The sequence below is a fragment of the Pseudomonas sp. EA_65y_Pfl2_P74 genome, assembly GCF_963970575.1.
Taxonomy (GTDB): Bacteria; Pseudomonadota; Gammaproteobacteria; order Pseudomonadales; family Pseudomonadaceae; genus Aquipseudomonas; species Aquipseudomonas baetica_A.
The window spans coordinates 123,636-145,754 of sequence record NZ_CAXAOQ010000002.1; the positions used below are offsets into that span (position 1 = coordinate 123,636).

Here is a 22,119-nt window from a genome sequence, read left to right on the forward strand (position 1 = left end):
TCTAGTTGGTATAGACCGGGCCGACGCCCAGCCCCCAGATGATCACGGTGAACGCCATGATGGCCACGAGCACCACCAGGCCCACCGCCAGCACCGAGCTGGAAAACAGAAAACCCTCGTCGGATGGAATATTCATGAAGGTCGGAAGACCGACATAGAGCAGATACACCGTGTAGCAGATGGCCGCCGTACCGACGATCATCCCCAGCCACATATGCGGATACAACGCCGCCAACCCGCCGACGAACAGCGGTGTCGCGGTGTAAGTGGCGAATGCAACGCAACGGGCCAGGCTCGGGTTGGCGTCATAGGTGCGCGCCATCCAGTGCACGAAGGCCCCCATGACCGCGACGCCGCCGAGCATCGCCAGATAAGACATGACCGTCATCCAGATCGCGCTTTCGACCGTGAGCATCACGGGGGCGCGGTTGCCGATCACCCAGCCGACCTGAGTGGTGCCGATGAAGGCCGAGACAGCCGGGATGGCCGCCAGGATCAGCGTGTGCGTCAGGTACATGTGGCTGATGCTTTCCTCTTGGTCGCCACGGATTTCTTTCCATTCCTGATCGGGGTGGGTAAAAAGTCCCACTACGTGATGGATCATGCCAGTCACTCCTCTTGTTATTGCCATCGCCCCCCAGCGGAGCGCCTACGGGCCAATGAGGCCGAGCAAGTTCAGGTCTTCAAATGCGTGCGACCTTACGTCGCAGTATAGAAAGTTCTGAACCGCACCGGGACCAGGGGGTTAGAGCAAATCGCGCTGTAAACACACGGGTTAATCGCCGTGGGGTCTGTAAAAGGCGAATCGGCCAGTGGCGACAACCTGTGACCACAACCTCAGGGTTTTTGCGTAAAATGCCGGCCTTTCGTCACACCTCACGGATTTCGCGTCATGGGCACTCTTACGGTCAATCAGAACAAACTGCAAAAGCGCCTGCGCCGCCTGGCCGGCGAAGCGGTCGCCGATTTCAACATGATCGAAGACGGCGACAAGGTCATGGTCTGCCTGTCCGGGGGCAAGGACAGCTACACCATGCTCGACGTACTGATGCACCTGCAGAAGGTTGCGCCGATCAAGTTCGAGATCGTCGCCGTGAACATGGACCAGAAGCAGCCGGGCTTCCCGGAGCACGTGCTGCCGGCCTACCTCAAAGAACTGGGCGTCGAGTACCACATCGTCGAGAAGGATACTTACTCGGTGGTCAAAGAGCTGATTCCGGAAGGCAAGACCACCTGCTCGCTGTGCTCGCGCCTGCGTCGTGGCACGCTGTACACCTTTGCCGATGAAATCGGTGCGACCAAAATGGCCCTCGGTCATCACCGCGACGACATCGTCGAAACGTTCTTTCTCAACATGTTCTTCAACGGCTCGCTCAAGGCGATGCCGCCCAAGCTGCGCGCCGACGACGGTCGCAACGTGGTAATCCGCCCGCTGGCCTACTGCAACGAGAAGGACATTCAGGCGTACTCGGACTTCAAGGCATTCCCGATCATCCCGTGCAACCTCTGCGGTTCGCAGGAAAACCTGCAGCGTCAGGTGGTCAAGGAAATGCTTCAGGACTGGGATCGCAAGACCCCGGGTCGCACCGAAAGCATCTTCCGCAGTTTGCAGAATGTGGTGCCGTCGCAACTGGCTGACCGCAACCTGTTCGACTTCACCAGCCTGAAGATCGACGAAACGGCGGCTTCGCGCTTCGTTAACGTCGTCAACCTGTAAACACCATCCCTGTGGGAGCGGGCTTGCCCGCACACATTGGTTTCTTCGCTTCACTCAACAGGAGAGGGCATGCGCGATTACAAGTGGCTGCACGAATACTGTCTGAACCGCTTCGGTTCGGCGGCTGAACTGGAAGCCCATCTGCCCGTTCCCAAGACCCCGGCACAACTGCGCAAGATCAGCGACGACCGCTACCTCTCGACCATGGCCCTGCGCGTATTTCGCGCCGGCCTCAAACACAGTCTGGTCGACGCCAAGTGGCCGGCCTTCGAAGAGGTGTTCTTCAAGTTCGACCCGGAAAAAGTCGTGCTGATGAGCGCCGAACACCTTGAACGCCTGATGCAGGATGCGCGGATTATCCGTCACCTGGGCAAACTCAAGAGCGTGCCGCGCAATGCGCAGTTCATCCTCGATGTCGAGAAAGAGAAGGGCAGTTTCGGCGCGTTGATCGCTGACTGGCCGGTGACCGATATTGTCGGTCTGTGGACCTACCTGAAAAAGCACGGCCATCAGTTGGGCGGGCTATCGGCGCCGCGCTTTTTGCGCATGGTCGGCAAGGATACGTTTGTGCCGAGCTACGACGTGGTCGCGGCGTTGAATGCGCAGAAGATCGTCGACAAGGCGCCGACCAGCCTGCGCGATCTGGCCATTGTGCAGAATGTGTTCAACCAGTGGCATGAAGAGAGTGGCGGCCGGCCGATGAGCCAGATTTCGATGATGCTGGCTTATACCGTCAATCACTGACACCGAGTCCGCCCCTTCGCGAGCAAGTCCGCTCCCACAGGGGATCTGTGGACGCCACGGATCCCCTGTGGGAGCGGGCTTGCTCGCGAAGGCGCCGGCTCAGGCGCCGCAAATCTCGCCTTCACCCGCCAGTTTGCGATTCAACTGATACCGCCACCGCACATACAGCAGCGCCGAGCAGAACACTGCCAGGCTCGCGAGCATCTCCAGAATGCCGAACAACTGCCGGTTCGGGTCATACGCCGCCAGCGCGCCTTTGATGAAATACAGATTCACCACAAAGCACATCCACGAATGTCCGCGAGCGCTGCCCATGATCATGGCCGGTGCGAGGACGATCCACGGGACCAGTTCGACCAGCAGAATCACCCACGGTCGCGCACCGTGCAGGTCGGCAAAGATCAGGTAGTAAGCGGCGAGCAATCCGGCCAGGCCGAAAAAGCACAACAGACTGATAATCCGCATCGCTTTGACGCGCGGCTCGAGCCACGCGACGGAGGGTAGAATCTTCGGCTTCCTGGCCATGTCAGTCCTCCAGTTTTTGGGCTGTCTTGGCCAGACGCAGGCCGAGTGCGCGACACAGCGCCACTTCGTGCTGATCCAGACCGCTTTTACCATCAGCCCCGGCATGATGGCTGGCGCCGTAAGGCGTGCCGCCGCCCTGGGTTTCCAGCAGCGCCGATTCGCTGTACGGCAGGCCGGTGATCAGCATGCCGTGGTGCAGCAGGGGCAGCATCATCGACAGCAACGTGGTTTCCTGACCGCCGTGCAGGCTGGCGGTGGAGGTGAACACGCCGGCCGGTTTGCCGACCAGTGCGCCGGTCAGCCACAGATTGCTGGTGCCATCGAGGAAGTACTTGAGCGGTGCGGCCATGTTGCCGAATCGGGTGGGGCTGCCGAGGGCCAGTCCGGCGCAATTCTTCAGATCATCAAGGGTGGCGTAGAGCGCACCTTCATCAGGGATGTCCGAGGCCACGGCTTCGCATTCGGTGGAGATCGCCGGCACGGTGCGCAGGCGTGCTTCAAGACCGGCCTGCTCGACGCCGCGGGCAATCTGCCGCGCCATCTCGTTGGTCGAGCCGCTGCGGCTGTAATACAACACCAGAATGTACGGCGCGCTCACGGCAGCAACTCCAGAATCTGTTCCGGTGGACGGCCGATGACGGCTTTGTCGCCGGCTTCAAGAATCGGTCGCTCCATCAGTTTTGGATGCTGGGCGATGGCGGCGATCAGTTGATCTTCGCTGAGGCTACTGTCGGCGAGCTGAAGCATTTTGTATTCATCTTCCCCGGTGCGCAGCAGTTGCCGTGCGCTGATCCCCAGCTTGCCGAGCAGCGCCTTGATGTGCGCCGCATCCAGCGGGGTTTCGAGGTAACGCACGACGATCGGGGTCAGGCCGCGGGCTTCCAGCAGTTCCAGTGCGCCGCGGGATTTCGAGCAGCGCGGATTGTGATAAAGCGTCAGATCGGTCATGGCGGGTCGCTTCTGGCGTAAAGTGGCGGCTATTCTAACTGTGCAGCGCACAATCCAGAACCTTCAGAGACGATGGGTCGCAGGCGCATTCAAATTTTCACAAGGAACACGACATGACACGGCGATTGGCAGCGGCATTGACCATGATCGGGGCGTTGATGCTGGGGGGCTGCGGCAATGATTACGGCATCGACCAGAATGGTCAGAAGGTGGCGTCCGAGCGCCTGGACAAACAATGGGTGGTGCTCAACTACTGGGCCGAATGGTGCGGGCCGTGCCGGACCGAAATTCCGGAGCTCAACCATCTGGCAGACGAGCTCAAGAGCAAGAACGTCGGCGTGTTCGGGGTCAACTTCGACAACGTGCAGGGGGAAGAGCTGAAGAGCGCCAGCGAAAAACTGGGCATCCAGTTCACCGTGCTGGCGCAGGATCCGGCGGAGTTGTTCGAGTTGCCGCGCAGCGAGGCGTTGCCGGTGACTTACATCATCGACAACAAAGGCAAGGTGCGGGAGCAGTTGCTGGGTGAGCAGACGGCGGCCGGGGTGATGGCCAGGCTTGAGGCGTTGCAGGCTACCCAGTAGGCACGCCGAGCTTTTGCCGAAAGCGAGCTTCAGTGGTGAGGGGATAAGTCCCCTCACCACAAATGATCAACCCTCTTCCAGCCACCAGCGCAGCGGTTTGCCTTGCGCCGGCCAGAAGCGCATCTGCTCGATGGGCGAGATGTCCCAGCGCTGCACGCCTTCCAATGCCTGCAGGAAACGCTGCTCCTGCTCCATCAGTGCCGGTGCGCACAGCTTGCGGGTCTTGCCGATCTTGCCGAAGCTCAACTTGTTGCCATCGAGCGTGTAAGGCGCGAACCAATGGTTGCAGCCGCCGTTGCCATAGGCGCGACCATCATCGCCAAGTGTCACGGTCAGATGGCTGTAATCCATCAACGGCCGCTCGCCGATCCACTCCAGAATGTAGCTGCGGTTCTGTTGCAACTGCACAGGCTCCGCGGCGCAGCCCATCAGGCCAACACCGACCAGAGCGGCCAGGGCAAGGCGTTTCATCACGCAGGCTCCTGGCATTTCGGGCACAGGTGCTTGTCGCCAACGGCTTTCCAGCCCAGTTCGGCGATGCGCGCCGTAGCCGCTGGTTTTTCTGCGGTTTTGCCCAGCTTGGCGTCGACGGCGAATTCAAAGCTCAGCTCTTTGGCGCAGCTGTCGCAGTTGACCTGCCAGGTGTGAATCGCCAGTTCGCCGAACACCGGGCCCGTGGTCATCGCGGTCCATTGGCCCGGCGGATTGATCAGGTGGCGGACGGTTTCGACGGTCAGGCGCATGGACAAGTCCTTGCTGCCTTTGAGGGTGACCAACAGGGCGTCACCGATGCGGATCGAGCCACCATTGCCGGTGACCTGATAGCGGCCCGGAACAAGGGCGCGGCATTCGGTGAGGGTGTGTTGCGGGTTCATCAGGTTGTAGCGGAAATCGTGTTCGACCATGGGTCCTCCAAATATGCGCGACATGCTAGCACGGGCCACGTTGCAGAATGACGCACGCTTGTGACCTTCGATCAGGTTCAAATCGGCTTGCACACATGGCAAACTGCCGCCCTCGACTCTGAAGGAACGGAACATGGCGCTTATCGAATGTTATGAATGCAAGCGCAGCATCAGCTCAGAAGCCTCGGCGTGCATTCATTGCGGGGCTCCGATGGCAGAGCAGCCAACCCACGCACAAGCCCAGACCGCAGCGGCCCCCGTTCAGCCTTCGACGATTTCTTTCGGCAGTCTGCCGCGTAACCAGGCCGTGCCCGAGGCATTTGTCCCTCCGGCGCCTGAGCCTTTGCCAAAAGTCATGCCGGCCGCAGCGGGGCGTCGGCGTCGGCAACAGGCCGAACAAACGGTTGCGCGGCCCATCAATGAAGATGGCAGCCGTCCGGTGGAAAGCTGGCTGAAGATCATGGTGTTCCTGTTGCCGATGGTTTTCGTCTGGTTTCTGCTGCGCAGCGGGCACTCGGCGAAGCAGCGGCTTTTCGGCTTCGGCTGGCTGGCGCTACTGATTCTGGCGTCCTCGCTATCACCGAAATAAAACGTTAAACCCTCAACCCTCGACCTGATTTTGCGGCGATCCCGCCGCCCAGGTCGCGATGTTGTGCAGGGTCGTTGCGGCAATCGCGCCCAGCGCTTCATGCGTCAGAAACGCCTGATGCGCGGTGATGATCACGTTCGGAAAGGTCAGCAATCGCGCCAACACGTCGTCCTGCAACGGCAGGTCGGAGCGATCCTCGAAAAACAACTGCGCTTCTTCTTCATACACATCCAGCCCCAGGTAGCCGAGCTGCCCGTCCTTCAAGGCGTCGATCAACGCTGGCGTGTCGACCAAAGCGCCGCGCCCGGTGTTGATCAGCATGGCGCCGGCTTGCATGTGCGCCAGTGAATCACGGTTGATCAGGTGTTTGCTTTGCTCGTTGAGCGGGCAGTGCAGGCTGACGATTCGCGATTGCGCGAGCAACTCCGGCAGGCTCAGATAGCGTGCGCCGAGTGCCAGGACGTCGGGGTTTGGATACGGATCACAGGCCAGCAATTTACAGCCGAAACCGTGCATGATTTTCGCGAACGTGGCGCCGATCTGCCCGGTGCCGACGATGCCGACGGTCTTGCCGACCAGATCGAAACCGGTCAGCCCGTGCAGGCTGAAATCGCCCTCGCGGGTGCGGTTGTACGCGCGGTGCAAGCGTCGGTTGAGGGCCAGGATCAGTGCGACAGCATGTTCGGCCACGGCATGGGGCGAGTAGGCCGGGACACGCACGACGGTCAGGCCGAGACGTTTGGCTGCGGCCAGATCGACATGGTTGTAACCGGCCGAGCGCAAGGCAATCAATCGGGTGCCGCCGGCGGCCAGTCGCTCCAGCACCGCCGCGCCGAGATCGTCATTGATGAACGCGCAAACCACCTCGTGCCTGTCGGCCAGTGCGGCGGTGTCGAGGCTGAGCCGGGCAGGTTGAAAATGCAGTTCGATGTCCGTCGGGCAGTCGGCCGCGAGAAAACTGTCGCGGTCGTAGGCCTGGCTGCTGAAAACGATTGTGCGCATTGAATCCTCCTGGAACATCGACCCGGGTTGAAGCACCCGAATCCACTTTAGCCGGGTCTGCGTCGACCGGCATTGCGCTGGATCAGGCGCTGATCCTCGCTTGCGCTGCCAGTCGGTTCATCGCTCGCTCCAGTTCATCGAGCGCTTGCGCGGCTTTTGGGTCGTCCTGTTTTAGCAGGGTTTCGCTGCGCTGACAGGCGGCGCGCAATTGCGGTACGCCGCAGTAGCGTGTGGCGCCGTGCAGGCGATGGACTCGTTCGATCAGTGCATTCTGATCGTGGCTGTCGCGTGCATTGCGGATGGCTTCGCGGTCGGCCTCCAGCGAGGCCAGCAACATCGCCAGCATGTCCGCCGCCAGATCTGCTTTACCGGCAGCCAGGCGCAAACCTTCCTCGTGATCGAGTACCGGCAGTTCGTTTTGGCCGGCAGTGCTTTCGCTGGCCCGCTCCGGCCCCTGATTGCGCAGGGCTAGACCGGTCCACTTCAACACGACCTGCGCCAGTTGCCGTTCGCTGATCGGTTTGGTCAGGTAGTCGTCCATGCCGCTTTGCAGTAACGCACGTTTTTCGTTGGCCATGGCGTGGGCGGTGAGGGCGACGATCGGCAGCGGTGTGCAATGCCGCTCACTTTCCCACTGGCGGATGGTTTCGGTGCTCTGGCGGCCGTCCATGCCCGGCATTTGCACGTCCATCAGTACCAGGTCGAAGGATTCGGTCTGTACCGCTTTGACTGCGGCGTAACCGCTTTCCACGGCGAGGACCTTGGCGCCCATGTCTTCGAGCAGGGTTTGCACCAGCAACAGGTTGGCCGGGTTGTCATCGACGCAAAGCACTCGCGGCGCGCGACTCGACAGCGGCTCGCCGGGTTCGGTGCGCGGTTGGCGCGGGTTGGCCAGATCCGATAGCGCCCGGCGCAGTTTGCGCGTGCAGGCCGGTTTGGCTTGCAGTTGGCTGTGCGGATTGGGCACCGACAGATGGAACAGCGTCTGTTCCGTGGTCGGGCACAGCACCAACACTTTGCAACCCAGGTGTTCGAGATCCCAGATATGCTGGTTCAGACGTTCCGGCAACATGTCGTTGCTGGTGATGCCGATTACCGCCAGATCAATCGCCTGATCGGTCTGATGCGCGCCGGTGACGCCATTGGTCAGGCTTTCCAGGGTGTTGAACGGTGTGACATTGAGGCCGCAGTCTTCCAGTTGATGCTGCAACGCCTGACGCGCCAGTTCGTGGTTTTCCAGCACCGCCACCCGACGTCCGAGCAGCGGCGCCGAGGGCAGGTCTTCGGCATCGTCGCGGGCCTTGGGCAGGCTCAGGCTGATCCAGAATTCCGAGCCTTCGCCCGGCGTGCTCTCGACGCCGATTTCGCCGCCCATCTGTTCGATCAGTCGCTTGGAAATCACCAGACCCAGACCGGTGCCTCCGGGTTGGCGCGACAGCGAGTTGTCAGCCTGACTGAAGGCCTGGAACAACGCCCGTACGTCCTGGCTCGACAAGCCGATGCCGGTGTCCTGAATGCTGATGCGCAGTTGCACGCTGTCCTCGTGTTCTTCCTCAAGCATGGCTCGCGCGACGATGGTGCCTTCGCGGGTGAACTTGATCGCGTTGCTGACCAGGTTGGTGAGGATCTGCTTCAGGCGCAACGGGTCGCCGACCAGCGACAGTGGCGTGTCGCGGTACACCAGGCTGACCAGTTCAAGCTGTTTGGCGTGGGCGGCCGGGGCAAGAATCGTCAAGGTGTCCTGCAACAGATCGCGCAGGTTGAACGGGATATGGTCGAGCACCAGTTTGCCGGCTTCGATTTTCGAGAAATCGAGGATCTCGTTGATGATGCCCAGGAGGCTGTCGGCGGACTTTTCAATGGTGCCCAGATAATCGAGCTGACGCGGCGTCAGTTCGCTTTTCTGCAACAGGTGAGTGAAGCCGAGAATGCCATTGAGCGGCGTGCGAATCTCGTGGCTCATGTTGGCGAGGAACTCGGATTTGATCCGGCTTGCCTCCAGCGCCTCCTTACGGGCCAGGTCCAGTTCGATGTTCTGGATCTCGATGGTTTCCAGGTTCTGGCGCACGTCTTCGGTGGCTTGATCGACACTGTGCTGCAATTCTTCGCGGGCGTTTTGCAGGGTGCCGGCCATGCGGTTGATGCCCGACGCCAGCTCATCGAGCTCCTGGCTGCCAAGGGGTGGCAGGCGGGTTTCCAGATGACCATCCTTGAGTTGCGCGACGGCTTGTTTGATCTGGCCCAGCGGGCGGTTGATGGTGCGCCCCATGCGCAATGCGAGCAAAGCCGCACCAGCGAGGCCTGCGGCGATCAGCAGCAGGCTGGCGAACAGGCTGCGATAACCGCGCAGCAGCATGCCGTTGTGGGACAGCTCCAGTTCGACCCAGCCCAGCAGGCGGTCGGACTCTTCGGGGATCACCTCACCGGCAAGGTTGCGGTGTCTGCCGAAGACCGGCATCAGGTAACGAGTCGCGTCATTGCCGCTGCGTCTTTGCAGTTGGGCGCTGTCGCCGCTCGGCGCCTGATTGAGCATGGTGGGGCCGGCGTGGGCCAGCGGCGTGCGATCCGGCGCGAGGAAGGTCACCGCGCGCATGTCCGGTTGTTCGAGCGACTGGGTGGCAATGCGTTCGAGCAATTCGTTGTTGCCATGGCCCATGGCGGGAGCTACCAGCGGCGCCAGTTGCTCAGCGATCATTTCGCCACGCTGCATCAATTGGGTCTGCAAGTCGGACTGCTGCGTCCAGGTGAAATAACCACCCAGCACCAGCGCCATCAGGCTGGTCGGCAACAAGGTCAGCAGCATCACGCGACCTTTGATTCCCAGTTTCTTGAGCACACCTGTCTCCTGCATCCCGCTGATCTGTTGACTCATGCGTGCATCCGGCACGCGGCATGGGCGCAGTGTAGCGATTTGCTCGCGGGCAATCTTCGGAAAAATGGTGTCGTGGTCGGTCTGTGCATCGGTGCGCGTTTGTCCGGCAGGCCAGGCTTGGGTTGCCCGATGTCCCTCAATCTTGAATAATCGCGCTCAACTGAGAATTATTTGCAGATACTCATGAATCCTGTTTCCGTCGTTCAGCCACGCATTCTTTCCATCGAAGACGATCCGGTCCTGGGGGCCTACGTTCACGAACACCTGGGCCGCAGCGGCTTTCAGGTGACGTGGTGCCAGAACGGCCAGGAAGGTCTGAACATCGCTCAGCACCAACCGTTCGACGTGGTGCTGGTGGATATTCTGCTGCCCGGGCTGGACGGTCTCAAGGTGCTGACCCAGTTGCGCCAGAGTCATTCGACGCCAGTGCTGCTGATGTCGGCGCTGGGGGCCGAGGCTGATCGCATCAGTGGTTTCCGCTTGGGCGCCGATGACTATTTGCCCAAACCGTTCAGCATGGCCGAATTGCATGTGCGCATCGAAGCGATTCTGCGGCGGGTGGCCCTGGATCGTCGCCCGGCGCCTGTAGCCGTGCCCGTGGCGCCGGGTACGCTGCGCTTCGACGATCAACAGAGCGATGTGTTTTTTCGCGAACAACCGGCGGGGCTGACCCGCAGCGAATTCCGCCTGCTGGAAACCCTCGATCGCTATGATGAGGAGGTGCTGAGCAAGGCCTTTCTTTATCAGCATGTTCTGCAACGCGGTTACGCGGCCCATGACCGCAGCCTCGATATGCACATCAGCCAGATCCGCCGCAAACTCAAGGCCATCGGTTATACCGAGCGCGAAGTGCGCACGGTCTGGGGCAAGGGCTATGTGTTGAGTGCCGCTGATGAAAGTGTCTGAACTGCCGGGGCGTCATTCGCTGTTCTGGAAGCTGGCCTTTCTGTTGGTGGCGTTCTGTTTGCTGATGATCTGGCTGAGCTGGTCATGGGGCCGGTACATGGAGCAACGCAATCAGTTTCTCTCCAGCGAGGCGCGTGGCACCTTGATGCGTTATGCCAGCGAAGCCGAGCAGGCTTGGCAGCGGGGCCGGCGCGAAGGCGTCGATAGCTGGTTGCAGAGCATGGAGTTGCGCGAAGCCGCCTGGGTCGGCGTGATCGGCAGCAACTTGCAATCGTTGAGCAATGAGCCGCTCAATGACCGGGAAATCCAGCACCTGACTTTTCTGCGCGGGCTCGATTGGCCGATCCACAAGCAGGGGCGGCCGTGGCTGCGCATACCGTTTCCCCAAGCCCCCTCCGTTGGCAGTCTGGTGATCGAACTCCCCGAGCGTTTTCTGCCGGGCAAATATCGAGTGTTCTGGCGGGTGATCACCAACGGCGTGATTCCCGGCCTGTTCACTTTATTACTGTGCGTTGGCCTGTATCGCCTGCTGGTGGTGCCGCTGAACAACCTGCGTGAACAGGCCAACGCCTGGCGCGCCGATCAATTGAATGTGCGACTGTCGAGCGGTATCACCCAGCGACCGGACGAACTCGGCGAACTGGCCCGGGCGTTCGACTCGATGTCCGAACGTTTGCAATCGAGCGTCGCGCTGCAACAGCAATTGCTGCGCGACCTCTCCCATGAACTGCGTACACCGCTGAGTCGACTGCGCGTGGCCAGCGAAAGCGAGCAAAGCCTGGTGCAATTGCGCGAGCGCATCGGGCGTGAAGTCGACGGCATGCAACGGTTGGTCGAAGACACGCTGCAACTGGCCTGGCTGGATACTGACCGCTCACCGTTGCCGGATGAGGCCATCCAGATCCAGGCGCTGTGGGAAATGCTCACCGATAACGCCTGTTATGAAAGCGGCTGGTCAAGTCTGCAATTGCAGTGCTCCGTCGAAGCGTCGTGCTGGGTGCGCGGCAATCTCAATACGCTGGCGCAGGCGCTGGAAAACATTTTGCGCAATGCCATTCGTCACTCGCCTGAGGGCGGGATCGTGCGCTTGGATGGGCGACGGGAGGGGAGTTATTGGCATCTGTGTCTGGAGGATCAGGGGGGCGGGGTGGCTGGCGGGGATCTGCAGCGGATTTTTGATCCGTTCATCCGACTGGATGGGGCGCGGCCGGGCAATGGCGGGTTCGGGTTGGGGTTGAGCATTGCCAGGAATGCGGTGCAGCGCCAGGGCGGGACGTTGTGGGCGGAGAACAGCGGGACGGGGTTGCGACTGAATTTTCGGTTGGTTGCTGATGAGGGGATTGCTTCGACTGACGCCTTCGCGAGCAGGCTCGCTCCTGCATTGGGGTTGTGTTCGCCGCTGACTGTGTGAAGGAAACGGTTCTCTTGTAGGCGTGAGCCTGCTCGCGATGTAGTCCTATGGAATGTCCATTTCCGCCGACTTTGCGGGAGTGCTCTCGTATTTTTGTACGATATTTCCCAAGCAGGATCGGCGGTCATTTGAAGGTTCGTTGAGCGTTTAAGCTCGCGCTTCACCTCATCTTCAAGGAATTGCGCATGAATGCCTCCAGCGTTACCGGTATCTCGGATGGCGATCATTTTAACGAAGTGTTAGCGCTGATCAACAGTGCCAGGCACCAGGCCATGCAGACCGTCAATACACAACTGATTGAGCTGTATTGGCAGGTCGGTGCACATATCAGTCGCAAGATTGAGCGGGCGGAGTGGGGGGATTCAGTGGTTGGTCAATTGGCTGAACATTTGGCTCTGACCCAACCGGGACTGCGAGGTTTTACCCGGTCCAATCTATTTCGTATGCGTCAGTTTTATGAAATTTATCGCGGCGAAGAAAAAGTCGCACCACTGGCGCGACAATTATCCTGGTCGCACAACGTGATCATTTTCGGCCAAAGCAAACGCCCGGAAGAGCGGGAGTTCTACCTGAAAATGGCGGTTCAGGAAAAATGGTCGAAGCGCGAACTGGAGCGCCAGTTCAAGGCAGCCCTGTTCGAACGAAGTGTCACCGATCCGGCGAAGGCATCTGCTGCTTTAAAGCAGGCTCACCCAGCAGCACTGGAGATATTTCGCGACGCCTACATGGTCGAATTTCTCGACTTGCCCGGCGTCCATGCCGAGACCGATCTGCACCAAGGATTGCTGGGGCGGCTGAAGGCGTTCCTGACCGAGCTTGGTCGCGACTTCTGCTTTGTTGGCTCTCAATACCCCCTGCAAGTCGGCAGTCGGGATTTCGCGCTCGATTTGCTCTTCTTTCACCGTGGGCTCAACTGCCTGGTGGCCATCGAACTCAAGGTTGGGCGCTTTGAGCCGGAGTACCTCGGCAAGCTGGATTTTTATCTGGAGGCGCTGGACCGCACTGTTCGCAAGCCCCACGAAAACCCGGCCATCGGTGTGCTGCTCTGCGCCAGCAAAGAGGACGAGGTCGTCGAGTACGCCCTTAATCGCAGCCTTTCGCCTGCCTTGATTGCTGAATACCAAACGTGCTTGCCGGATAAACAATTGTTGCAAGCCAAACTGCACGAGTTTTATGCATTGGATACGGCGCACGCAGAAAACACGGACTAGCGTCTCCTTATTCCCATAAACCATAAGCACCGCACTTTGCGTGATATGGCCTGCGCGGGTTTGCCGGTATGATAGGCGCCCCCGCACGTCTGGATTGCGAATACGCCATGACCTTGCAGTACCCAACCATCGCCGATTGCGTCGGCAACACTCCGCTGGTGCGTTTGCAGCGCCTGCCCGGAGCCACCAGCAACACCCTATTGCTCAAGCTCGAAGGGAATAACCCGGCGGGTTCGGTCAAGGACCGTCCGGCGCTGTCGATGATCACCCGTGCCGAGTTGCGCGGGCAGATCCACGCCGGCGACACGCTGATCGAAGCGACCTCGGGCAACACCGGGATCGCTCTGGCCATGGCTGCAGCGATCAAGGGTTACAAAATGATCCTGATCATGCCGGACAATTCCAGCGCCGAGCGCAAAGCGGCCATGACCGCCTACGGTGCCGAGCTGATTCTGGTCAGCCAGGAAGAAGGCATGGAAGGCGCTCGCGATCTCGCCCAGCGCATGGAAGCCGAAGGTCGTGGCAAGGTGCTCGATCAGTTCGCCAACGGTGACAATCCTGAGGCGCACTACACCACCACCGGCCCGGAAATCTGGCGTCAGACCCAGGGCAGCATCACCCATTTCGTCAGCTCTATGGGCACCACCGGCACCATCATGGGCGTGTCGCGCTACTTGAAAGAGCAGAACGACAACGTGCAGATCGTCGGTCTGCAACCGATGGAAGGCTCGGCCATTCCCGGCATCCGTCGCTGGCCGCAGGAATACCTGCCGAAGATCTATCAGGCCGACCGCGTCGACCGCATCGTCGACATGGCACAAAGCGAAGCCGAGGACGTGACCCGTCGTCTGGCCCGCGAAGAAGGTATCTTCTGCGGTGTGTCCTCGGGCGGTGCGGTGGCAGCGATGCTGCGTCTGTCCCAGGAAGTTGAAAACGCGGTGATCGTCGCGATCATCTGTGACCGTGGCGACCGTTATCTGTCGACCGGCATTTTCGACGCGCCCAACTGATGGCCAAACACGAGAGAGGCCTGCGCTTCCAGCCCACGGGTGGCAGCAAGGCCCCGCAAATCCCGACCGGCAAAAAACAGCGCTTGAGCATCGAGCGTCTGGCCAATGACGGTCGCGGCATCGCGTTTTTCGAAGGCCGCACCTGGTTCGTCCTCGGCGCCCTCGCCGGTGAAGAGGTCGAGGCGCGGGTGCTCGGCGCCCACGGCAAAGTGGTCGAGGCGCGTACCGAACGCGTGTTCAAGACCAGTGAGTTGCGCCGTCCTGCGCCGTGTCAGCACGCGGGCCGTTGTGGCGGTTGCAGCGTTCAGCATTTGCCCCACGGCGAACAGCTTGCCCTGAAACAGCGCATGCTCGCCGAGCAATTATCGAAGGTCGCCGGTGTCGAACCGCAAGAGTGGGCGCCGCCGCTGACCGGCCCCGAGTTCGGCTATCGCCGTCGCGCCCGCATTGCCGTGCGCTGGGACATCAAAGCCAGGCAACTTGAGGTGGGTTTGCGTGCTGCCGGCAGCCAGGACATTGTTGCGATCAACGAATGCCCGGTGCTGGTACAGCCCTTGCAGCCGATCATGACCGCTTTGCCGCAGATGCTCCGTCGTTTGAGCAAACCGCAAGCGCTGGGCCATATCGAGTTGTTCAGCGGTTCATCGCTGGCGGTGTTGCTGCGGCACATGGCGCCGTTGTCGGAAGCGGATCTGACGATCCTCAAGGATTTCTGCCAATGCCATGAAGCGCAATTGTGGCTGCATGGCGAAGGCGGACCGCAACCGATTGATGCGAACCAGTCGCTGGGTTATCGCCTGGAGCAATGGGGACTGGATCTGGCTTACCGGCCGGGGGATTTCATTCAGGTCAACGCCGGTATTAACGAAGCGATGGTTGCGCAGGCGCTGGATTGGCTGAAACCGACGAGCGAAGAGCGTGTGCTGGATCTGTTCTGCGGCTTGGGCAACTTCGCTTTGCCGCTGGCCAGAACCGTGCGCGAAGTGGTGGCGGTCGAAGGTGTGCAGACCATGGTCGAGCGTGCCGCCGCGAACGCCGCTAGTAACAATTTGCATAACACAAAGTTTTTTCAAGCCGATTTATCCCAGCCTTTGACCGATGCTCAGTGGATCGGAAACGGCTTTTCTGCGGTACTCTTGGACCCACCGCGTGACGGTGCTTTCGAGGTGGTGCGCAAGCTCGCGACCCTGGGTGCCAAGCGGTTGGTGTATGTGTCGTGCAACCCGGCAACGCTGGCGCGCGATACGGTCGAATTGATCAAGCAGGGCTACCGGTTAAAACGTGCCGGGATTCTCGATATGTTTCCTCAGACGGCGCATGTCGAAGCCATGGCGTTATTTGAAGCGAGCCAGGATGGCTCGTCTGATCCGTCCGGTCTGTCCGTGACGCGCTCGCGTTAGCCCCGCGAGTGCCCACGGGCATAGAAGACCAGCGATTTGACGCATTGAATCTGCGTCGTAGGGAAGGTAAAGCAAGATGGTACAGGTGAGAGCACACCAGCCGATCAACAATGACGGCAGTATCAATCTCGAGGCTTGGCTCGATCACGCGGTCAGTGTCGATCTGGCACTGGATCGCGAAGCCTTGAAAGAAGCCTGCGAGTTCGCTCGCGAGGCTGAACAACAGTCCAACGCCGCCAAGAACCTGTGGGCCGAGGGCTCCGGCAGTTTCCGCACCGGGCTTGAGATTGCCGAGATTCTCGCCGACCTCAAGCTCGATCAGGATTCGCTGGTCGCTGCGGTCTTGTATCGCGGTGTGCGCGAAGGTCAGATCGAACTGGCAGCCGTCAGCCAGCGCTTCGGTTCCGTGGTCGCCAAGCTGATTGACGGCGTGCAGCGCATGGCCGCCATCAGTGCCAGTCTGAGCCCGCGTCAGTCGATGGTCATGGGGGCGCAAGGGCAGGTGGAAAACCTGCGCAAGATGCTCGTGGCAATGGTCGACGACGTGCGCGTTGCCCTGATCAAACTGGCCGAACGGACCTGCGCGATCCGCGCGGTGAAAACCGCCGACGACGAGAAGCGTAACCGTGTCGCCCGGGAAGTCTTCGACATTTATGCGCCGCTCGCGCACCGGCTCGGCATCGGACATATCAAATGGGAGCTGGAGGACTTGTCCTTCCGCTACCTGGAACCCGATCAATACAAACAGATCGCCAAGTTGCTCCACGAGCGACGTCTGGATCGCGAGCGTTTCATCGCCGACGTGATGACCCAGCTCAAAGACGAATTGCAGGCCACGGGGGTCGACGCCGACATCAGCGGCCGGGCCAAACACATCTATTCGATCTGGCGCAAAATGCAGCGCAAGGGTCTGGAATTCAGCCAGATCTACGACGTGCGTGCGGTGCGCGTGCTGGTGCCGGAAATGCGCGATTGCTACACCGCGCTCGGCATCGTCCACACCCTGTGGCGGCACATTCCGAAAGAGTTCGACGACTACATCGCCAACCCGAAAGAGAACGGCTACCGCTCGTTGCATACCGCGGTGATCGGCCCGGAAGGCAAGGTGCTGGAGGTGCAGATCCGCACCCATTCCATGCACGAAGAGGCCGAACTCGGCGTCTGCGCGCATTGGCGCTACAAGGGCACCGATGTCAAATCCGGCTCCAATCACTACGAAGAGAAGATCTCCTGGCTGCGTCAGGTGCTCGAGTGGCATGAGGAACTGGGCGATATCGGGGGCCTGGCCGAACAACTGCGCGTCGATATCGAGCCGGACCGGGTCTACATCTTCACCCCCGACGGTCACGCCATCGACTTGCCCAAAGGCGCGACGCCGCTGGACTTCGCTTACCGCGTGCACACGGAAATCGGTCACAACTGCCGTGGCGCGAAGATCAACGGGCGCATCGTACCGCTCAACTACAGCCTGCAAACCGGTGAGCAGGTCGAGATCATCACCAGCAAGCACGGGACGCCGAGTCGCGACTGGCTGAACTCGAACCTGGGGTACGTCACCACTTCCCGGGCTCGGGCCAAGATTGTTCACTGGTTCAAGTTACAGGCCCGTGATCAGAACGTTGCGGCGGGCAAAACCCTGATCGAGCGCGAACTCGCGCGTCTGGGGCTGCCTGCGGTGGATTTCGACAAGTTGGCGGACAAGGCCAACATGAAAACCGCCGAAGACATGTTCGCCGCCCTCGGTGCTGGCGATTTGCGTCTGGCGCAACTGGTCAACCTGGCGCAGCAACTGGTCGAACCGGAACGCGGCAACGAGCAACTGGAGCTGATCCCGCGCAAAGCCACTGGCTACAAGCCGGGCAAGCGTGGCGACATACAGATCCAGGGCGTCGGCAACCTGATGACGCAGATGGCCGGTTGCTGCCAGCCGCTGCCGGGCGATGCGATTGTCGGTTACATCACCCAGGGCCGTGGCGTGAGCATTCACCGCCAGGACTGCGCTTCGGTGCTGCAACTGGGCGGGCGCGAACCTGAGCGGATCATCCAGGTCAGTTGGGGCCCTGTGCCGGTGCTCACCTATCCGGTGGACATCGTCATCCGAGCCTACGACCGGTCCGGTCTGCTGCGCGACGTTTCGCAGATATTGCTCAACGAGCGGATCAACGTGCTGGCGGTCAACACCCGCTCGAACAAGGAGGACAACACCGCGCTGATGTCCCTGACCATCGAGATTCCGGGTCTGGATGCGTTGGGGCGGTTGCTGGGGCGGATTTCGCAGTTGCCGAACATCATCGAAACGCGGCGTAACCGTACTCCGTGAAGACCAACGCCGATCAACTGTGGGAGCGGGGTGGCTCGCGAAAAGGGCATGTCAGTCGACATCATTGTTGCTGACACACCGTATTCGCGAGCAAGCCCGCTCCCACATGGGTTTTGTGGTGAGAGATAAATGATGTACAGCCTTGAAGACCTGCTCCACCTGATGAGCCGCCTGCGCGATCCGCAGTACGGTTGCCCGTGGGACATCAAGCAAACCTACGCAACCATCGTCCCGCACACCCTCGAAGAAGCCTACGAAGTGGCCGACGCCATCGAGCGTGGCGACTTCGATCACTTGCAGGGCGAGTTGGGCGATCTGTTGTTCCAGGTGGTGTATTACAGCCAGCTTGCGCGGGAGGAAGGGCGATTCGAGTTTGCCGGGGTGATCGACAGCATCACCCGCAAGCTGATCCGCCGTCATCCCCACGTCTTCCCCACCGGCGATCTGTATGCGCCGCTCGACGTACCGCGTTTGAGTGAAGAGCAAGTCAAGCAGCGCTGGGAGGAGATCAAGGCGCAAGAGCGCGCCGAGAAATCCGCTGCGCCAGAGCAACTTTCGCTGCTTGATGACGTACCGGCGACGCTGCCTGCGCTGTCGCGTTCAGCCAAGTTGCAAAAGCGTGCGGGGCAGGTCGGTTTCGACTGGCCAGACGCCTTGCCAGTGCTCGACAAGGTGCGCGAAGAGCTTGATGAAGTGCTTGAGGCCATGTCCGAGAACGATCCCGTCGCGGTGGCTGACGAGATCGGTGATCTGCTGTTTTCCGTGGTCAATCTGGCCCGGCATCTGAAGGTCGATCCGGAAACCGCACTGCGTGGTGCCAACGGCAAGTTCGAAAGACGTTTCCGATTTATCGAACAGGCATTGCGCGACACCCACCGTCCCATGGAAGATTGCACCCTCGAAGAGTTGGACGCCCTCTGGGGTGAAGCCAAACGTCAGGAAAAGAACTTGCCCAGCTGCGGCTGAGCAACTGCCCAAGTGAGTAAGCACCATGAGTATTTCCCTTCGCGATCAGTTGCTCAAAGCAGGGCTGGTCAACCAGAAGCAGGCCAAACAGGTCAGCAAGGACAAACAGAAGCAGCAGCGTCTGGCCCACAAAGGCCAGATCGAGCTGGATGACTCGCAGCAGCGCGCCGCACAGGAAGCCATGGCCGAGAAGGTCAAGCGCGACCAGGAGCTGAATCGTCAGCAGAAAGAGAAAGCCGAGGCCAAGGCGCGTGCGGCACAGGTCAAGCAGTTGATAGAAGCCTCGCGTCTGCCGAAGCTGACCACCGAGGACTACTACAACTTCGTCGACGACAAGAAGGTCAAGCGCCTCTCGGTCAACACGCTGATGCGCAACAAGCTCAGCAGCGGTTCGCTGGCGATCGTGCACCATGCCGGCGGCTATGAAGTGATCCCCCGTGAAGCGGCCCTGAAGATCCAGGAGCGCGATCCACAGCGCATCGTGCAGCTCAACGTGCAGACCGAAGAGATCATCACCGAGGACGATCCGTACGCGGCCTACCAGATCCCTGACGATCTGATGTGGTAAATCGGTAGTGCTGTCACTACGACAAACCCCGCGATCGCGGGGTTTGTCGTTTTCAATGCTGTGGTTGGTTCAGGCGGATCGTAAATCCCGTTGCTGTTCTTGCAGTTCCAGTTCGGCCTTGTAGTTGTGGGCATCGATTTCGTTATGGAACATGCCGACCAGCAAGTCTTGTTGATGCACATCCCAGATTCGTAAACCGGCGGCTACGCCTTCATGGGACATGTGTGAATCGTCGCGTTCAGTTACTTTTACAGTCATCTGCTAGCTCCAAATCTCAAGTTATCTGCAGCAAGGCGTGTGCAGGACTCTTTTATATGATTTGTTAGTTTGCTAAGTAAACGGCTGATTCGTGCAAGGTATAGTTGCGAATTCTGCAACAGTGCTGGAGGCCGCTAAAACCGCGACATTCGATCGCAGGGTGGGAAGTTGCATGACAGATGTTTCATTTTCAGAAGCTCCGCAAGCCCACTTGTGGGAGCGAACAGGCTCGCCCCACAGGGTTTTACGGTGTAACTGCCATTTACTTCAGGCCAAAAAAACGCCCCGAACCAGTCGGGGCGTTTTCATGTGAGGCTCAGCAGCGGGGAATTACTTGCCTTCCCAGCGCTTCAGTACCAGCGTGGCGTTGGTGCCGCCAAAGCCGAAGCTGTTGCTCATCACGGTGTTGATGGTGGCGTTCTCGCGGGTCTTGGTCAGCACCGGCATATCGGCCACTTCTGGGTCGAGTTCGTCGATGTTGGCGGAACCGGCAATGAAGTTGCCTTCCATCATCAGCATGCAGTAGATCGCTTCGTGAACGCCGGCGGCGCCCAGGGAGTGACCGGACAGGCTCTTGGTCGAGCTGATGGCCGGAGCCTTGTCGCCGAACACTTCACGCACACCTTTCATTTCCGCGACGTCACCGACCGGAGTCGAAGTGCCGTGGGTGTTGAGGTAGTCGATCGGGGTATCAACGGTGGACATCGCCATCTGCATGCAGCGGATCGCGCCTTCGCCGCTTGGAGCGACCATGTCGTAGCCGTCGGACGTCGCGCCGTAGCCAACGATTTCGGCGTAGATTTTCGCGCCACGGGCCAGAGCGTGTTCCAGCTCTTCAACCACGACCATACCGCCACCGCCAGCGATGACGAAACCGTCACGGTCAGCGTCGTAGGCACGGGAGGCTTGTTGCGGGGTGTCGTTGCGCTTGCTGGACAGGGCGCCCATCGCGTCGAACAGGAACGACTGGCTCCAATGCTCTTCTTCACCACCACCGGCGAAGACGATGTCTTGCTTGCCCATCTGGATCTGTTCCATGGCGGTACCGATGCAGTGAGCACTGGTGGCGCAGGCAGAAGCGATGGAGTAGTTCAGGCCCTTGATCTTGAAGGGCGTGGCCAGGCAAGCGGAAACGGTGCTGCTCATGGTCCGCGTGACGCGGTATGGGCCAACGCGCTTCACGCCTTTCTCGCGCAGGATGTCCAGCGCTTCCATCTGGTTCAGCGTGGAAGCACCACCGGAACCGGCGATCAGACCGGTACGCGGGTTGGACACTTGCTCTTCGGTCAGACCGGAGTCAGCGATAGCGTCTTTCATGGCCAGGTAGGCGTAAGCCGCTGCGTGGCCGACGAAGCGATAGATCTTGCGATCAATCAGCTCTTCAAGGTTGAGGTCGATGGAGCCGGAAACCTGGCTACGCAGACCCATTTCGGCATATTCCGGGTTGAACCGGATGCCAGGGCGGCTTGCACGCAGGTTAGCGGAGACGGTCTCTTTGTCATTGCCCAGGCACGAAACAATGCCCAGACCAGTGATAACGACGCGGCGCATGCGAATAACCCTTAGAAGTTGTCAGTGGAGGTGAACACGCCGACGCGAAGGCCTTCGGCGGTGTAGATTTCGCGACCGTCGACAGTCACCGAACCATCGGCAATGGCCAGGTTCAGCTTGCCCTTGAGGACGCGTTTGATATGAATGTTGTAGGTGACTTTCTTGGCGGTCGGCAGCACCTGACCGAAGAATTTCACTTCGCCCGAACCCAGCGCACGGCCGCGGCCCGGCAGGCCTTGCCAGCCCAGGAAGAAACCGACCAGTTGCCACATGGCATCCAGACCCAGGCAGCCCGGCATGACCGGATCACCTTCGAAGTGGCACGCGAAGAACCACAGGTCAGGATTGATATCCAGTTCGGCGACCAATTCACCTTTGCCGTACTTGCCGCCTTCTTCGCTGATCAGGGTGATTCGATCCACCATCAGCATGTTCGGGGCGGGCAGTTGCGCGTTACCTGGGCCGAACAGCTCACCGCGACTGCAGCGCAGCAGATCTTCCCGAGTAAAGGCGTTTTGTTTGGTCATGCGAGCTCCTCAATAATCCCATGCGGCAGGTGGGGCAAATCTTCCCGACCGTTCGAAGCGTTCATGCCTCGAACCGGCAGCCTACTCATAGACTATTGCGTTGTGGTG

Annotated in this window: 23 protein-coding genes; 12 read left to right on the forward strand and 11 right to left on the reverse strand. The window is 60.2% G+C overall.

Annotated features, from left to right (window positions below; all coding sequences use genetic code 11):
- Nucleotide 1: 1 nt before the first annotated feature.
- Nucleotides 2-604, reverse strand: a complete 603-nt coding sequence (locus AACY18_RS02010; RefSeq protein WP_339430844.1) for a Yip1 family protein — start codon at nt 602-604, stop codon at nt 2-4.
- 288 nt (nt 605-892) lie between these two features.
- Here AACY18_RS02010 and ttcA point away from each other — a divergent pair, with 288 nt between their 5' ends.
- Together ttcA and AACY18_RS02020 are read left to right on the forward strand one after the other, a co-directional pair.
- Nucleotides 893-1,717: a tRNA 2-thiocytidine(32) synthetase TtcA gene (gene ttcA / locus AACY18_RS02015; RefSeq protein WP_339430843.1), complete on the forward strand. Its 825-nt coding sequence runs from the start codon at nt 893-895 to the stop codon at nt 1,715-1,717.
- 69 nt (nt 1,718-1,786) lie between these two features.
- Nucleotides 1,787-2,461, forward strand: a complete 675-nt coding sequence (locus AACY18_RS02020; protein ID WP_123534540.1) for a DNA-3-methyladenine glycosylase I — start codon at nt 1,787-1,789, stop codon at nt 2,459-2,461.
- 99 nt (nt 2,462-2,560) lie between these two features.
- On the opposite strand, the gene AACY18_RS02025 is transcribed toward AACY18_RS02020, so the two are convergent.
- From AACY18_RS02025 to arsC, 3 genes are read right to left on the reverse strand one after another with little or no spacing between them, the layout of a single operon-like run.
- On the reverse strand, nt 2,561-2,986 hold the full coding sequence (locus AACY18_RS02025; protein ID WP_339430842.1) for a DUF2069 domain-containing protein: 426 nt from the start codon (nt 2,984-2,986) through the stop codon (nt 2,561-2,563).
- A gap of 1 nt (nt 2,987) precedes the next feature.
- The gene (wrbA, locus tag AACY18_RS02030; protein WP_221733022.1) at nt 2,988-3,584 is read right to left on the reverse strand and encodes an NAD(P)H:quinone oxidoreductase; all 597 of its coding nucleotides are present in this window, start codon (nt 3,582-3,584) and stop codon (nt 2,988-2,990) included.
- Nucleotides 3,581-3,934, reverse strand: coding sequence for an arsenate reductase (glutaredoxin) (arsC, locus tag AACY18_RS02035; protein WP_339430841.1), 354 nt, complete (start codon nt 3,932-3,934; stop codon nt 3,581-3,583). The genes wrbA and arsC overlap by 4 nt, the downstream gene beginning before the upstream one ends.
- A gap of 113 nt (nt 3,935-4,047) precedes the next feature.
- Between arsC and AACY18_RS02040 the strand changes: the two genes are divergently transcribed.
- A complete protein-coding gene (locus tag AACY18_RS02040; RefSeq protein ID WP_339430840.1) occupies nt 4,048-4,515 on the forward strand; it encodes a TlpA disulfide reductase family protein in 468 nt (155 codons plus the stop codon).
- 66 nt (nt 4,516-4,581) lie between these two features.
- Here AACY18_RS02040 and AACY18_RS02045 read toward each other — a convergent pair whose 3' ends face one another.
- Nucleotides 4,582-4,986: an META domain-containing protein gene (locus tag AACY18_RS02045; RefSeq protein ID WP_339430839.1), complete on the reverse strand. Its 405-nt coding sequence runs from the start codon at nt 4,984-4,986 to the stop codon at nt 4,582-4,584.
- Entirely contained in the window at nt 4,986-5,420 is a 435-nt protein-coding gene (locus AACY18_RS02050; RefSeq protein WP_008079168.1) for a hypothetical protein, read from the reverse strand. Before AACY18_RS02050 ends, AACY18_RS02045 begins: the two co-directional genes overlap by 1 nt.
- 133 nt (nt 5,421-5,553) lie before the next feature.
- Between AACY18_RS02050 and AACY18_RS02055 the strand changes: the two genes are divergently transcribed.
- Nucleotides 5,554-6,009 (forward strand): hypothetical protein, encoded by a 456-nt coding sequence (locus AACY18_RS02055; protein WP_339430838.1) that lies wholly within the window; start codon nt 5,554-5,556, stop codon nt 6,007-6,009.
- A 12-nt stretch (nt 6,010-6,021) separates the two neighbouring features.
- Here the strand turns inward: AACY18_RS02055 and AACY18_RS02060 are convergent, their stop codons facing one another.
- Nucleotides 6,022-7,011, reverse strand: coding sequence for a 2-hydroxyacid dehydrogenase (locus AACY18_RS02060; RefSeq protein WP_339430837.1), 990 nt, complete (start codon nt 7,009-7,011; stop codon nt 6,022-6,024).
- 82 nt (nt 7,012-7,093) lie between these two features.
- Nucleotides 7,094-9,847, reverse strand: a complete 2,754-nt coding sequence (locus tag AACY18_RS02065; protein WP_339431011.1) for a response regulator — start codon at nt 9,845-9,847, stop codon at nt 7,094-7,096.
- A 219-nt stretch (nt 9,848-10,066) separates the two neighbouring features.
- On the opposite strand from AACY18_RS02065, the gene AACY18_RS02070 reads away from it, so the two are divergent.
- The 8 genes from AACY18_RS02070 to AACY18_RS02105 all read left to right on the forward strand — a co-directional run bounded on the left by AACY18_RS02070 (nt 10,067) and on the right by AACY18_RS02105 (nt 19,675).
- The gene (locus AACY18_RS02070; protein WP_339464079.1) at nt 10,067-10,789 is read left to right on the forward strand and encodes a response regulator transcription factor; all 723 of its coding nucleotides are present in this window, start codon (nt 10,067-10,069) and stop codon (nt 10,787-10,789) included.
- Nucleotides 10,776-12,200 carry a sensor histidine kinase gene (locus AACY18_RS02075; RefSeq protein WP_339430835.1) on the forward strand — a complete coding sequence of 475 codons (1,425 nt, stop codon included), beginning with the start codon at nt 10,776-10,778 and terminating at the stop codon, nt 12,198-12,200. The genes AACY18_RS02070 and AACY18_RS02075 overlap by 14 nt, the downstream gene beginning before the upstream one ends.
- Before the next feature lie 185 nt (nt 12,201-12,385).
- The gene (locus AACY18_RS02080) at nt 12,386-13,411 is read left to right on the forward strand and encodes a PDDEXK nuclease domain-containing protein (RefSeq protein ID WP_339464080.1); all 1,026 of its coding nucleotides are present in this window, start codon (nt 12,386-12,388) and stop codon (nt 13,409-13,411) included.
- A 107-nt stretch (nt 13,412-13,518) separates the two neighbouring features.
- Complete coding sequence (cysM, locus tag AACY18_RS02085) at nt 13,519-14,421, forward strand: cysteine synthase CysM (RefSeq protein ID WP_221733057.1); 903 nt, start codon at nt 13,519-13,521, stop codon at nt 14,419-14,421.
- Entirely contained in the window at nt 14,421-15,821 is a 1,401-nt protein-coding gene (gene rlmD, locus AACY18_RS02090) for a 23S rRNA (uracil(1939)-C(5))-methyltransferase RlmD (RefSeq protein WP_339464082.1), read from the forward strand. Before cysM ends, rlmD begins: the two co-directional genes overlap by 1 nt.
- Nucleotides 15,822-15,897: 76 nt before the next feature.
- Nucleotides 15,898-18,141 (forward strand): GTP diphosphokinase, encoded by a 2,244-nt coding sequence (relA, locus tag AACY18_RS02095; protein ID WP_339430832.1) that lies wholly within the window; start codon nt 15,898-15,900, stop codon nt 18,139-18,141.
- A 132-nt stretch (nt 18,142-18,273) separates the two neighbouring features.
- Entirely contained in the window at nt 18,274-19,107 is an 834-nt protein-coding gene (gene mazG, locus AACY18_RS02100) for a nucleoside triphosphate pyrophosphohydrolase (protein WP_339431010.1), read from the forward strand.
- 25 nt (nt 19,108-19,132) lie between these two features.
- On the forward strand, nt 19,133-19,675 hold the full coding sequence (locus AACY18_RS02105) for a DUF2058 domain-containing protein (RefSeq protein ID WP_339430831.1): 543 nt from the start codon (nt 19,133-19,135) through the stop codon (nt 19,673-19,675).
- A gap of 69 nt (nt 19,676-19,744) precedes the next feature.
- On the opposite strand, the gene AACY18_RS02110 is transcribed toward AACY18_RS02105, so the two are convergent.
- From AACY18_RS02110 to fabA, 3 genes are all read right to left on the reverse strand, one after another.
- A complete protein-coding gene (locus tag AACY18_RS02110; protein ID WP_339430830.1) occupies nt 19,745-19,933 on the reverse strand; it encodes a hypothetical protein in 189 nt (62 codons plus the stop codon).
- A gap of 330 nt (nt 19,934-20,263) precedes the next feature.
- Nucleotides 20,264-21,484, reverse strand: coding sequence for a beta-ketoacyl-ACP synthase I (gene fabB, locus AACY18_RS02115; protein WP_221733008.1), 1,221 nt, complete (start codon nt 21,482-21,484; stop codon nt 20,264-20,266).
- Between the two features lie 11 nt (nt 21,485-21,495).
- Nucleotides 21,496-22,011: a 3-hydroxyacyl-[acyl-carrier-protein] dehydratase FabA gene (gene fabA, locus AACY18_RS02120; RefSeq protein WP_003227150.1), complete on the reverse strand. Its 516-nt coding sequence runs from the start codon at nt 22,009-22,011 to the stop codon at nt 21,496-21,498.
- Between the last annotated feature and the right edge of the window lie 108 nt (nt 22,012-22,119).